Below are 12,383 nucleotides of genomic sequence, written 5' to 3'. Positions count from 1 at the left end.
TTTTCGCCACCGAAAGACTCGCGTTGCTCGCTCGTCTTTCGAGCTGCTCGGAAATCGAAGATTTCCGGCATGACGAGACGGCAATGCCGTCTCGAACCACCTCGCTCGCTTCGCTCACGAGGACCACGTTTTTGCGCCGAGTGGTGCACCTCCGTACCCGAGGCCGAAAAAGGTGGGTTACTTGCCCTTGCCGCGGTTGCTGCGCAGCGACGGGCGGGTCTTCTCGCTCCCTTTGCCCTTACCGCTGAGGCCGCGGTTGCGGCGGCCGGCACCGGTCAGACCGCGGAAGACGCGGTCGGCCTGGTCGTCGGCACAGATCCACGACAGGTCGTCGTCGTTCTGGATGGCCGGGTGGTTCGGGTCGATGAGGATGACTTCGTGCCACTTCTGTCGGCCGTCCTGACCGACGGAGTAGCTGTTGAGCACGCGCAGGTTCGGGAAGGTGCGGGAGGCGCGTTCCTCGGCGACGCGCTGGATGTCCTTCCGGCGGGTGATGCGCGTGACGCCTTGGCGCTTGGACCGGCGACCGGCCTTGTGTCGGCGCTTGCGTGCGCCGCCCTTGCGGACGGAGACGCGGGCGACGACGACGCCCTGTTTCGCCTTGTAGCCCTGCGAGCGGGCCTTGTCGAGGCGGGTCGGGCGCTCGATGCGCTCGACGGCCCCTTCGTTGCGCCACTCCTGCTGGCGCTGCCACTGTAGTTCTGCGAGCTGTCCGTCACCTGGGTTCTTCCAGGCGTCTCGAATGTAGGAATATGCGCTTCGTGCCATCTGTGTTCACCACGGGCGTTGCGTGGTTCAAGTCGCGCTCGGCGCGACTCACATCCCGACCTGCACACGCAGGTGCCCGCTGGTGCCCGTCGTCCAGCGAGTTACCCGGAGTTTGCCGTTCGGAGTCTTAAACGGTTCGGACCAGACTCGCGGATGTGACCCGCTCACGCAGGGACGCGACCGCTGAAAACGTCGGATATCTGTGGTTTAGCAACACAAATCGTTAAGTTGTTCCCAGCCGGAGAGTCATGTATTACCATGACAGACCTTGGTGGCTTTCAGGACCATGTAGCGCGAATCGACCTCGGGGACGGGGACGTAGCCTACGAAGGTATCGACGAGGAAGACGCGAAAAAGTACATCGGTGCACGCGGGCTCGGCGTGAAGTACGTCTTCGATCAGGGACCGGACGTGGACCCGCTGGGTCCGGACAACCTGCTGGCGTTCATGAACGGGCCGCTGACGGGGACACAGGTGACGATGAGCGGCCGTATCGCCATCTGTACGAAATCGCCGCTGACGGGGACGGTCACTGATTCCCACCACGGCGGCTGGTCCGGAGCGCGGCTCAAGTGGTCAGGCTTCGACGGACTCCTCTTCGAGGGCCAGGCCGACGAGCCGGTGTATGCGCTCGTCGAAGACGGCGAAGTGGAACTGCGCGACGCCTCGCACCTCTGGGGGCAGGGCGTCCACGACACCATCGACGACCTCGAAGGCGAAATCGAGGGCGGTTCGCTGGGCAAGAACCTCTCGGTGATGGCCATCGGACAGGGCGGTGAAAACGAGGTCAAGTACGCCTGTATCATCAACGAAGACGACCGCGCGTCGGGCCGCGGCGGCACCGGCTGCGTGATGGGCAACAAGAACCTCAAAGCCGTCGTCGTGAAATCCGGGACGCGGATGCCCAAGCCGAAGGATCAGGAGACGTTCCAGGAGGGTCACAAGCAGGCGATGCAGGTCATCCAGGAGTCCGACGTGACCGCACCCAACGAGGGCGGACTCTCGATGTACGGCACGAACGTCCTGATGAACCTCACCGAAGAGATGGACGGCCTCCCGACGAAGAACGCGAAGTACTCTTCGACGCGCTCGTACTCGGACGCCGAAGGCGACGGCGAGCGCATTATGGATTCGGAGAACGTCTCCGGCGAGAACGTCCGGGAGAACATCCTGGTCGACGAGCCGACCTGTCACTCCTGTCCGGTCGCCTGCAAGAAGGAAGTCGAGGTGCAGGCGATGCACAAGGGCGAGGAGATGAACGTCCGCACGGAGTCCTACGAGTACGAGTCCGCGTGGGCGCTCGGCCCGAACTCCGGCCACGTCGAACGCGACAAGATCGCCGTGATGCTCGACCGGTGTAACGACGTCGGCGTCGACACCATCGACGTTGGCAACACCATGGCGATGGCGATGGAGATGACCGAGGAGGGCAAACTCGACGAGCTCGGCGACGGCCTGGACTGGGGCGACGCCGAGACGATGATCGACATGATCGAGATGATCGCCCACCGCGAGACGGAACTCGCGGACCATCTCGCTGAGGGGCCGGACCACCTCGCAGAGGAGTTCGATGCCCACACCAACTCGCTGGCGGTCAAGGGCCAGACGATGGCGGCTTACGACCCGCGCTGTATGAAGGGGATGGCAATCGGGTACGCGACCTCGAACCGCGGCGCGTGTCACCTGCGCGGCTACACGCCGGCGGCTGAGATTCTCGGCATCCCGGAGAAGGTCGACCCGCGAGAGTGGGAGGGCAAAGGCGAGCTGTGTGCCACCTTCCAGGACCTGCACGCTATCAGCGACTCCTTCGACATCTGCAAGTTCAACGCCTTCGCCGAAGGCATCGAGGAGTACGTCCTGCAGTACAACGGCATGACTGGGCTGGACGTGAGCGAGGAGGAACTGATGGAGGCCGGCGAGCGCGTCTACAACCTCGAACGGTACTACAACAACCTCGCGGGCTTCGACGGGTCCGACGACGACCTGCCAAACCGGTTCGTGGAGGGCGACGAGCACGCGATGCCGGCACAGGGCGGTTCCGAGGGCGAACTCGCGGAACTCTCGAAGATGAAAGACGAGTACTACGAGGTGCGTGACTGGGAGAACGGTGTCGTTCCCGACGAGAAACTCGATGAACTTGGCATCGACATCGGTCCCGGAACCGGCGTCAGCTCCGGTGGCGCAGCGGCACCGAGCGACGACTGAGACAGCCCCGGCAGCCGAACACACTTCAGTTCTCTAATGCGCAAGGAAGATATCGACGACTTCGAATTCCAGGTAGAGTCCCGACTGACCAGCCACGGCGTTTACGTCACCGAGTTCGACGACGAGGGCGAGACGTACCGGCTCACCTACGAGTCGATTTCGGCCGACGAGGCGGCCGTTATTCCCCACCGGGAAATCGGTCGCGTCATCAACGTCTTCCGGGACCTGCACGCCGATGACTGGTCCGGGGTCGACATCGAGGCGACGGTGACGGACCTCGAAGACACCGAACTCGGCGAATGGTCAGTCGACAGCGAGTGGATCGATGCCCTCGAAAACGGCGATCTCTCGGAGACGGACTTCTCCCAGCGCGTGCTGGAGACGATTACGGTTCGGAGCTGACCGCCAGCACGTCCCTGATTTCGAGCGTCGTCTCGAACTCCTCGCTTCTGTCCAGCCGCCGGCCGTCGCGCTCGAACTGGGCGGCGTGAGCCCGCCGAACCGCGTCCCGCTCGCGGTCGCTCAGCCCGAGTTCTGTACCGATACTGTCCCAGCGGCCCGACTCGGCGCAGACGTAATCGGCCTCTCTGGGGCCGCTGATGCGCTCGTACTTCCTGTCGTAGCTCGCACGGTTCGCCCGGAGATACGTCTGGACCCGTCCGAGCAGGTCAGGGAGCTGGTCGAGCGGCACGCTGGCCTGTGTGCCGGCCAGCAGGACAATCTGCCCCTCGATGGGGTACGACGGGTCGGCCATCGCGCCCCGGTCAGCCGCCCGCCCGCATCGCTTTCTGTGCGAACTTCTCGATGAGCGGCTCCAGCGTCTCCGGCTCGCCGTCGAACTGGATCGTCACCTCGTTGAGCTGGAGGCTCGGCCCGATAGCGACTTTTTCCTCGGAGAGCGTTGCCGCCCAGCCGTCACCTTCGACGGTCGCGTCGCCGCGTTGCTCGCCGCCCAGGTTCTCCAGATAGCCGATAGCAGCCCGTGCCGAGATGCCGCGAAAACTCCGTTCACGCTCCATTACGTGGTCGTTACGGGTGCGGTCGTCTAAACCTATCGGCGGTCCGGCGCTCGTTTGCCACACCCGCGCTATCCCGAGGTGTCACTCTGCCGGACAGAGAGGGTCTACCCCGGCCGGATACCGTCGTCGACGATGCGGGCGTTGCGCTCGCGATTGATTCGCTCGTCTAAGTCCTCGTGGTCGTAAATCTGGGCGATGACGGCGGCGTGGAGGTCGCGCCAGGCCATCGCGTAGATGGGTGACTGGCCCCAGGCTCGGAGTTCGACGACGTATTCGTCGTAGGCCTCCCACCGGCTCTCGAACTGCTCGATGTGGTCGACGACAGCGCTGGCCGGCTCTTCGGTATTGAGCGCGGCGTTGAGCTCCCGCTCCCAGCCACCAACGGCCTGTTCCATGTCGCGTTTCGTGTCCTCGCTGTCCGGCGGCAGCGAGTCGACGATTCCGGCCGGAATCCCCAGTTCGATGTCGTCCATATCGCCACACAGAGTTCGCGGCCAATAAACCCCAGCGATGGGGGAACATGTTCGTCTCTACTGATTTGTGTCGGCGGGTCATAGCGCATGTATGAGCAGTGAGACAGTAGAGCGACAGTCGTCGGCACCGGACCTGACCACTGTCGAGGTCAGGTGTACCGGCCACGTCCGCCGGGTCGTCGGCGAACCGGCGCTGTCATACACGTTCGAAGGGAACACGCTACGTGACCTCCTCGACGCGTTCTTCCGGGAGTACGACGTGAGCGATATGCTCATCGCGGAGACCGAAGCCGACGCCACCACCGAGGGCTGGGCCCCGGAGATGGCGGACTTGCCGGGCGACTGGGCGAAAAACCCCGAAGGCGAGCAGACCAGATGCTACGCGCGAGTGGCGGTCAACGGCGAGTTCAACGAACACCTCGATGGACTGGACACAGAATTAGAAGCCGGCGACCGCGTCGGATTGATGTTCCCGTTTATTTTCTGTTGCTGATTCGAGTCCCCGCCTGCTCCGCCGGGCCGTTCTACCCCCCGGCAACTGGCGGGAACACGCTGAGTTCGTCCCCGTCTTCCAGCGCCGTCTCCTCTCCGTCGAGATGAGCGATGTCCGTCCCGTTCCGAAGAATCGTCAGGTACTCCCGCAGTTCGCCGTCCTCGAACAGGTCCATCTCGGTGAACTCCTCGGAGAGCTGTCGGAGCACGTCACCCGCCTGCAGGTCGTTTTCGTACTCGCGCTGAACCGTTTTCTGCCCCACGGCTTCCCGGAAGTTGGCGAAAAACCGCAGCTCGATTTGCATACCGCTGGGTTGGCGGTCGAGTGGCTTAAATCACAGCGCTCGGACCGCGTGAATCGAACGAGCAACTGATTTATTCGTTGTATTGAATCTATCATCGACCTCGAATTCCTATTCGATGGGAACGACTTCGACCCGTTTTACCGTCCCAGTCCATGACTCCGCGTATGGAACGTGTGGTCGCAAGCGATGACCCGATGATAGCTGTCGACCGACTGCGGGCGGCACTCGACGCCGATGTCGCCGTCGCGGAGACAGATGACGAGGACGCGGTCCGGGACGCTGCCGCCGGTGCTGCGGCGCTCGTCGTGGACGTGAACACGCCGGTCACCGCTGCGGTGCTCGACGCGCTGGACGACCTCCAGATCGTCGCGCGAGCGGGTGTCGGTATCGACAACATCGACGTGTCCGCGGCAGCGGACAACGGCGTAGCCGTCACGAACGTCCCCGAGTACTGCACGGACGAGGTCGCGACCCACACGGTGACGCTCCTGCTTGACTGCGTTCGGACACTCACGGCCTACGACCGCGACGTTCGCGACGGCGGGTGGGGCTGGGAGCGGACCCGACCGGTACACCGCGTCCGCGACCAGACGCTCGGTCTCGTTTCCTTCGGCCCAATCGCGAGACGAGTGCGCGACCAACTGCGAGGGTTCGACATCGACGTCATCGCCTACGACCCGTACGTCGACGCCGAGGAGATGGCCGAAGCCGATGTCGAGAAGGTCACGCTTGAGACGCTGTACGAGCGGGCCGACTACGTCTCCCTCCACGCGCCGTTGACCGAGAGCACGGCGGAGATGATAGACGCTGACGCGCTCGCGGCAATGCGCGACCACACCGTCCTCGTCAACACCGGCCGCGGCGGCCTCGTCGACGAGGGAGCGCTTCGGGCGGCGCTGGACGACGGGACGATTGCGGCCGCCGGCCTCGACGTGCTGGCCGAGGAACCGCCGACGGCGGACCACCCGCTGGTCGGCCTTGACAACTGCATCGTTACGCCTCACGCGGCCTGGTACTCCGAGGAAGCCCGCGACGACCTCAACGCCGCCGTCGCCGCGAACGTCGAGGCCGCGCTGGCCGGTGAGACGCCACCGAACCGGATCGACCCCGAGACGGACTGGCTGTAAATATACGGCCGTGGTTGACCGCTAAGACCGTCGAAACGGTTGTCGGCGAGTGGTGTGACCGCGCTCAGCAGCGGATGAACTCCCGACGCTGGTCGCCGAGGGCGCTCTGACCCGTGACCGCCGTCTTGATATCTCTGACGAGATTCGAGAGATACGCGCGAAGCCCGGGGTCACATGTGCCGACGCGCCTGGCCTGCCGGTAATCACAGCAGAGCGCGACCGGCAACAGCGGGGCCGCAAACAGTCCCGAAAGCGTGACGCCCAACTGGAAGGGGTGGCCGGCCGGGACGGCGAGCCACGCAGCGGCCACGACCGCCCAGAACACGACTCCGTAGATGACGGTGTGTCGCCAGTTGTGCGGCGGCAGTTCATATCCGCGAATACGCGATGCGGACTCGTCCGGCGTATCGCCGGCGGTCGGTCCGCCGGGCGATTCGCCAGTAGATGCGGAGACAGGACACGACATACTCTATCGGTGGCCTCCCGTACCAATTACAGCTTGTTTGGCATACGCCGAATGAGACAGTGCGTATAAACGGCTTGGCACGCAACGGGACGTATATGCGAGAGTTCATCTTCACTATCGACTACGAACGGAATGTCGACCCCGTGATGGACGTGTTCATCGACTACCCGGAAACCCACTCCCGGACTATCGCGTGCAACGTCACGCGAGACGGGATGTGGCGGCTCGAACGGGTCGCCGGCCCGGAGACCGCCCTTGAACAGCTTGACGACGTGTACGACGACCCGGTCCAGTGTACCGAGTGCATCGGGACCCGCAACTGCAAGACCGACTGGACGTACGAGGTCATCGGCTCGGACCCCGGAGTCCGGACGGTGTACAGCTACCGGTCGGAAGCCGGTGACTGTCACTCGATTCCGCGGCTGGCCATCGACCACGTCGGCCGCGGTGTCCTCGTCGAGACCGAACGCCGCGGGAGCCGGTGTGAGTGGCGGCTGCTCCTGTGCAGCGACGCCGGCGTCGACGGACTGTTCGAGGAGATGGAATCCGAGCTCCGCGAGGGGCTCACCGTCGAGTTCCGGCAGCTTAGCTCGCCCTCGTACTGGGTCGACGAGGCCGTGACGCTGGCGGAGCTCCCGCCGGAGCAACAGGCCGCCGTCGAGGCCGCCGTCGAACACGGCTACTACCGGACGCCCCGGGATACTTCGCTCACCGAACTCGCCGAGACGCTCGACGTGTCGCGGTCGACGCTCCAGTACCGCCTCCAGCGGGCCGAAGCGTGGATCGTCCGGTCGTTCGTCACGCGGTCGATGGGGCCAGTTCAGGCCGACGAAGATGTCGCCGAGGGCGGACGCCTCCGCATCGGCCGCTCGGGCGTGTAAACGGCGATATCGTATCCGGAACCGGGCCGAACTGCACTACCTGAATACTGCCGCGTCGCAGGTCAGCACAGGATGACCGCGGAGGGGCGTCGTGCGCTGTGGCGCGCGAACGTAACAGCTATCTATCACTTATCAGGATTTCGGCATATGCCAAACGAGTCGTCATGGGGGATGCACCCCTATAATTGGGTACGACCGCGGGCGTCCCACGCGCTCGCAGAGGCACACTATGACGACACGCAGCATCTATTCCCCCGACGAACGCGATGAAAGTGCGGACGAACAGGCCGAGTCCGAGGCGAGCACTGGCCACGCCTGCCCGGACTGTGGCGGAAGCCTCGTCACCGACGACAGTCGCGGCGAGACGGTCTGTGAATCCTGCGGCCTCGTCGTCGACGAGGACGAGATCGACCACGGCCCGGAGTGGCGCGCCTTCGACAGCCAGGAGCGCGACAACAAGCGCCGCGTCGGTGCCCCGACGACGGAGATGAAACACGACAAGGGCCTCTCGACCAACATCGGCTGGCAGAACAAGGACGCCTACGGCAACTCTCTGTCGACGCGCCAGCGCGAGAAGATGCAGCGCCTGCGGACCTGGGACGAGCGGTTCCGCACCCGCGACCACGCCGAGCGCAACCTCAAGCAGGCGCTGGGCGAGATCGACCGGATGGGGAGCGCTCTCGGCGTCCCCGAGAGCGCCCGCGAGACGGCCAGCGTCATCTACCGCCGTGCCCTCGACGAGGGAATGTTGCCCGGTCGCTCCATCGAAGGGATGGCGACTGCCGCGCTGTACGCCGCAATCAGACAGTCGAACCTCCCGCAGACGCTCGACGACATGGCCGTCGTCAGCCGCGTCGACGAGATGGAGTTCACCCGCGCGTACCGCTATCTCAACCGCGAACTCTCGCTGCAGGTCGGCCCGCCGGACCCCGCGACCTACCTCAGCAAGTTCATCTCGGAACTCGACGCCGACGACGCCCTCGAACGCCAGGCCCGCGCCCTCATCGAGGCGGGGAAGGAAGCGAACGTCCACAGCGGCAAGAGCCCCGTCGCCTCGCCGCCGCGGCCATCTACGCCGCCGGCCTGCTGCTGGGCGAGGAGATGACCCAGGAAACCGTCAGCGAGGCCACGGACATCAGCACTGTGACCATCCGCGAGCGCTACCGCGAACTGCTGGAAGCCGAAGCGGAACTCGACGACAGCGCCGTCGACGCGACGAGCGGCGCTGAATCCGGTGCGAGCGCCTGATTCGGCCGCTATCCCTTTGTTCTCCTAGCTTCGGTCCCCTTCGAAATCGTCCAGCCATCCGCGCACAGCGTTCTGTACCGCGCCGGTCGTACTCCCGACGTGCAGTATCTGGTACCCCGACTGGGCCTTCTCGTTCACGTCGTCCATCCCGAACCCGAGGCCGCCGACGGTGACGTCCGCTTCCACCGCCGCCGAGCGGACCGTCTCCACCGCCTCCTGTACCTCCGGATGCTCGATTTCGCCCGGATGACCGAGCGACACCGAGAGGTCGAACGGGCCGATGAACACGAAGCCGAGATCGGGCACGTCCAGAATCGCGTCGATGTTCTCCACCGCCGCCTTCGTCTCGATTGTGGTTCCGACCAGCGTCTCCGCGTCCGAGGCCTCGATGTAGTTCTCGCCCAGGCCCCAGCGACGCGCTCGGGGCGCGGCCAGTCCCCTGTCGCCCGGGTCGCCGTCGTACCGGAACCGCCCTGATTTGACGGCTTCCCTGACTTCGTCGGCGGTTTCGACCCGCGGCAGGAAGACGTTCTTGACCCCAAGGTCCAGCGCCTTCCGCACCAGCGTCGGAGCCGTATCCGGCAGGCGGACCAGTAGCTCCGTCCCGGTGCCGTCGGCCGCCCGCAGCAGATTCTCGACGGTCGCCGCGTCCCACGGGTCCGGCCCGCCGTGTTCGAAGTCGAGCCAGACGAAGTCGACGCCGAGGTCCCCGTAGAATTCGACCAGCGTCGGGCTGTATGTGTTGTCGAGGACGCCCAGCGCGACGCCGCCGCTGTCGACCGTTTTGCGGAGTCCGTTCGTCGGCAGTGGTTCGGCCATGTCTTGTCAGTGAACTACAACACCGATAAGCGTGGTGCGGAAACGGCCGGTCAGTTCTGTTATTCCGACGGCAGCCCCTTACTGTCCCGGCAAGGGACAGAGGCTCGCGGTCAGCACGACGACGCCATCGGTGTGATTGTGCGCGCCGTGGGCCTGCCCCCGCTCGTTCAGCACGACCCCCGGCGCGGCGATGGCTTCCTCTCTATCCTCCTGCTGGACCGTCACCTCGCCACGGACGACGTGGAACACGTTCGTCGCGTCGTCGTGTTCGTGCGGGTCGATTGTCGCGTCCGGCCCCAGCGCGAACGCCTTCACCAGCACGTCGTCGGTCACTGCCAGTTCCCCGTCGATGACTTCACCCTCTTCCGGTTCGGCGTCGAACTCGGACAGGCGGTTGAGCGTCATATTTGTCCGTGGGCCGGCGCTTCCTTAGCCGTTCGGTTGCTAGGTAACTCTGTGTCTGAATTTGGTCTTTGGATGCGTGTGTTGTTTAACAGCCAGAAAGCCCCGGCTGGCTGAACTTGGGGGTGGTTCGAAAGACGCGTCGCGTCTTTCGTCATCACGAGAGAGCAAAGCTCTCTCGAACGACCTCGCTGCGCGCTTCACTCACTACGTTCGTTGCAGTGCTTGCGTCGTCCGCCGTCGTTCAGCCAGCCGCCCCTTTCAGTCCCACCCAGCCTGGATTGACCAACCGGCCACAGGTGGGACTGAAAGGGGCGAGACGCTGGGCGTACGAGACGACGTAAGCACCGCAACGTAGTGAGGAGCGCAGCGAGTCACAGTAGCCCAGCGTCTCGGGGCTTTCTGGCTGTTCGAACTCTCGTCACGAAATATACAAGCAACTCATCACTCCGCTAGCCGGAACGCGAGACTGTACATCGTCCCGGTTCGCTCGGAGCCGATAGCAGCAGCTATGTCGTCGGCCATCGCGGCCAGCGGTCCCCCAACTACGTCTGGAAGGTCGTCAGCGTACCCACGCACCACCTCCGCGTGGGCGTCCAAATGCGCCTCGGTCCAGGGCACAGGCTCCAGCAAGGTCTTCTTTCGCTCGACAGTCCAACCGTGGTCGGCGAACACCGCGGCCAGCACAGCGGGCGGGTAGAACGTCAGTGCCGGCCGGCCGTCGACGGCTCTGGCAGCGGCGTTTTCCAGCGCGAACAGTCGGTTGACAGACGCATCGGCGGGCGGCACCGCGTAGTCGTCGACAACGAGGTGGCCACCGGGTTTTGCGACCCGCGTCAGTTCGGCCGCGACGGCGTCCAGTGCAGTCGGCGGCAGGACGTTACAGAGTCCATGGGCGGTGACCAGATCGACGCTATCTGTCACGAGTGGCGTCGCCCGGAGGTCGGCCTCGACGACGACAAGCCGGTCGGCGTTCCCGTCGCCGACGCGCTCGCGGACCGTCGCGGCGTGATCGGCGTCGTTCGTCACCGCGTACACCCGCTTCGCGCCCGCGGCCAGCAGTCCGGCCGTCGTGTTCCCGACGCCGGCCCCCGCCTCAAGACAGACCTGGCCTTCGACCTGCCGGTCGGCGAGGGCGGCCGTCACCGTCTCCGGAACGCCGTCCACGCTCAGTGGTGCAGTTGCTCGGGCACCGGGCTGTCGTCGTGGCGCGCTTCCTCGACGAGCGCACGCTGGCGGGCCCCGTCCATTCCCTCCGAGCGGCTGGCGGCGTCGAGCACCATCGCCACGAGCTTCGGGTCGCCGGGGCTGACGACGGTATCGAGCCCCTGGGCGGCGGCGAAGTCGAACCGTTCACGGATGACTTCCGGCGTGTCGACCGGCTCGTACCAGTTCGCGTACGGGCGGTCGGCCTCGGCCAGTTCGTCGGTCGGCGGCCACGACCCCTTCGCGAAGGCCTTGATGCCCAGCGTGCCGATGCCCTCCGCCTCGCAGCGGTCCAGGACGGCCTCGTAGTCGTATTCGCTGTCGTCCTTGCCGGCGACGACGGGGTTCAGTGGGAACATCACCGTCTCCAGGTCGTCGATGCGGTCGATGGCGTCGAGGATGAGTTCGGGATTACCGTGGCTCGTCAGCCCGATATGGTTGATTTTCCCGTCCGCTTTTGCCTCGCGTATCGCCGCCAGCGCGCCGTCGTCGGCGGTGATGGTGTCCAGTTCGTCCTCGTACTCCAGGCCGTGAATCTGGTAGAGGTCGATAGTGTCGATGCCGAGGCGGTTCAGCGACCGGTCGATTTTCCGGGCGGCCCCCTCGTACTCGCGCTCCTGGGTCTTGCAGCCCAGGAAAATCTCCTCGCGGTGCTGGCGGAGCTTCGGCCCCAGTTTCAGCTCCGCGTCGCCGTAGGTCGGCGCGACGTCGAAGTGGTTGACGCCGTGGTCCAGCACGAGTTCGACCAGCTGGTTCGCCCCTTCCTGTTCGAGCCAGTTGAGTGCTATCGAGCCGAACGTCAGCACCGTGCTCTCCTGCCCAGTGTCGCCCAGTGCTCGGGTTTCCATACCGGTTGCACGACCCGGAGCCCAATAACCGTTGGTCGCTGCTCTCTCAGCCTGTCCAGTGCGGCAGACCGCAACAGGGGACGCCGACCGGGGTTTATTACTCCCGCAGTCCGAACGGGATGTA

The 12,383-nt window shown here is 65.0% G+C and carries 15 protein-coding genes and 1 pseudogene; 6 read left to right on the top strand and 10 right to left on the bottom strand.

The window, feature by feature from the left end; all coding sequences use genetic code 11:
- Positions 1-177: 177 nt before the first annotated feature.
- Positions 178-768: a 50S ribosomal protein L15e gene (locus GJ630_RS04785; protein ID WP_191449464.1), complete on the bottom strand. Its 591-nt coding sequence runs from the start codon at positions 766-768 to the stop codon at positions 178-180.
- A gap of 258 nt (positions 769-1,026) precedes the next feature.
- On the opposite strand from GJ630_RS04785, the gene GJ630_RS04780 reads away from it, so the two are divergent.
- Together GJ630_RS04780 and GJ630_RS04775 are read left to right on the top strand one after the other, a co-directional pair.
- Complete coding sequence (locus GJ630_RS04780) at positions 1,027-2,973, top strand: aldehyde ferredoxin oxidoreductase family protein (protein WP_064288773.1); 1,947 nt, start codon at positions 1,027-1,029, stop codon at positions 2,971-2,973.
- A 36-nt stretch (positions 2,974-3,009) separates the two neighbouring features.
- Positions 3,010-3,375, top strand: coding sequence for a hypothetical protein (locus GJ630_RS04775; RefSeq protein ID WP_014041235.1), 366 nt, complete (start codon positions 3,010-3,012; stop codon positions 3,373-3,375).
- Here GJ630_RS04775 and GJ630_RS04770 read toward each other — a convergent pair.
- The 3 genes from GJ630_RS04770 to GJ630_RS04760 all read right to left on the bottom strand — a co-directional run bounded on the left by GJ630_RS04770 (position 3,359) and on the right by GJ630_RS04760 (position 4,465).
- Positions 3,359-3,727 (bottom strand): hypothetical protein, encoded by a 369-nt coding sequence (locus GJ630_RS04770; protein WP_014041234.1) that lies wholly within the window; start codon positions 3,725-3,727, stop codon positions 3,359-3,361. The two genes, GJ630_RS04775 and GJ630_RS04770, sit on opposite strands and share 17 nt — an antisense overlap.
- 10 nt (positions 3,728-3,737) lie before the next feature.
- Positions 3,738-3,992: a hypothetical protein gene (locus tag GJ630_RS04765; protein ID WP_014041233.1), complete on the bottom strand. Its 255-nt coding sequence runs from the start codon at positions 3,990-3,992 to the stop codon at positions 3,738-3,740.
- Between the two features lie 104 nt (positions 3,993-4,096).
- A complete protein-coding gene (locus GJ630_RS04760; protein WP_014041232.1) occupies positions 4,097-4,465 on the bottom strand; it encodes a hypothetical protein in 369 nt (122 codons plus the stop codon).
- 91 nt (positions 4,466-4,556) lie between these two features.
- On the opposite strand from GJ630_RS04760, the gene GJ630_RS04755 reads away from it, so the two are divergent.
- Positions 4,557-4,958: a MoaD/ThiS family protein gene (locus GJ630_RS04755; RefSeq protein WP_191449463.1), complete on the top strand. Its 402-nt coding sequence runs from the start codon at positions 4,557-4,559 to the stop codon at positions 4,956-4,958.
- Between the two features lie 31 nt (positions 4,959-4,989).
- On the opposite strand, the gene GJ630_RS04750 is transcribed toward GJ630_RS04755, so the two are convergent.
- The gene (locus GJ630_RS04750; protein ID WP_050007084.1) at positions 4,990-5,262 is read right to left on the bottom strand and encodes a ubiquitin-like small modifier protein 1; all 273 of its coding nucleotides are present in this window, start codon (positions 5,260-5,262) and stop codon (positions 4,990-4,992) included.
- Positions 5,263-5,426: 164 nt separating this feature from the next.
- Here GJ630_RS04750 and GJ630_RS04745 point away from each other — a divergent pair, with 164 nt between their 5' ends.
- A complete protein-coding gene (locus tag GJ630_RS04745) occupies positions 5,427-6,389 on the top strand; it encodes a C-terminal binding protein (protein ID WP_191449462.1) in 963 nt (320 codons plus the stop codon).
- Between the two features lie 64 nt (positions 6,390-6,453).
- Here GJ630_RS04745 and GJ630_RS04740 read toward each other — a convergent pair whose 3' ends face one another.
- Entirely contained in the window at positions 6,454-6,855 is a 402-nt protein-coding gene (locus GJ630_RS04740; protein ID WP_050007083.1) for a hypothetical protein, read from the bottom strand.
- Positions 6,856-6,950: 95 nt separating this feature from the next.
- Between GJ630_RS04740 and GJ630_RS04735 the strand changes: the two genes are divergently transcribed.
- Complete coding sequence (locus GJ630_RS04735; RefSeq protein ID WP_004591084.1) at positions 6,951-7,736, top strand: helix-turn-helix domain-containing protein; 786 nt, start codon at positions 6,951-6,953, stop codon at positions 7,734-7,736.
- 229 nt (positions 7,737-7,965) lie between these two features.
- Positions 7,966-8,984 (top strand): annotated as a pseudogene (locus GJ630_RS04730) (transcription initiation factor IIB family protein).
- A gap of 24 nt (positions 8,985-9,008) precedes the next feature.
- Here GJ630_RS04730 and GJ630_RS04725 read toward each other — a convergent pair.
- From GJ630_RS04725 to GJ630_RS04710, 4 genes are all read right to left on the bottom strand, one after another.
- A complete protein-coding gene (locus GJ630_RS04725) occupies positions 9,009-9,803 on the bottom strand; it encodes an HpcH/HpaI aldolase/citrate lyase family protein (protein ID WP_050037037.1) in 795 nt (264 codons plus the stop codon).
- Between the two features lie 78 nt (positions 9,804-9,881).
- A complete protein-coding gene (locus tag GJ630_RS04720; RefSeq protein ID WP_014041225.1) occupies positions 9,882-10,208 on the bottom strand; it encodes a cupin domain-containing protein in 327 nt (108 codons plus the stop codon).
- 441 nt (positions 10,209-10,649) lie between these two features.
- Positions 10,650-11,378 carry a class I SAM-dependent methyltransferase gene (locus GJ630_RS04715; protein ID WP_191449461.1) on the bottom strand — a complete coding sequence of 243 codons (729 nt, stop codon included), beginning with the start codon at positions 11,376-11,378 and terminating at the stop codon, positions 10,650-10,652.
- Positions 11,375-12,259 carry an aldo/keto reductase gene (locus GJ630_RS04710; RefSeq protein WP_191449460.1) on the bottom strand — a complete coding sequence of 295 codons (885 nt, stop codon included), beginning with the start codon at positions 12,257-12,259 and terminating at the stop codon, positions 11,375-11,377. Before GJ630_RS04710 ends, GJ630_RS04715 begins: the two co-directional genes overlap by 4 nt.
- Between the last annotated feature and the right edge of the window lie 124 nt (positions 12,260-12,383).

The organism is Haloarcula sp. CBA1122, from assembly GCF_009741785.1.
Taxonomy (GTDB): Archaea; Halobacteriota; Halobacteria; order Halobacteriales; family Haloarculaceae; genus Haloarcula; species Haloarcula hispanica.
This window is presented reverse-complemented; position numbering and strand designations above follow the sequence as displayed.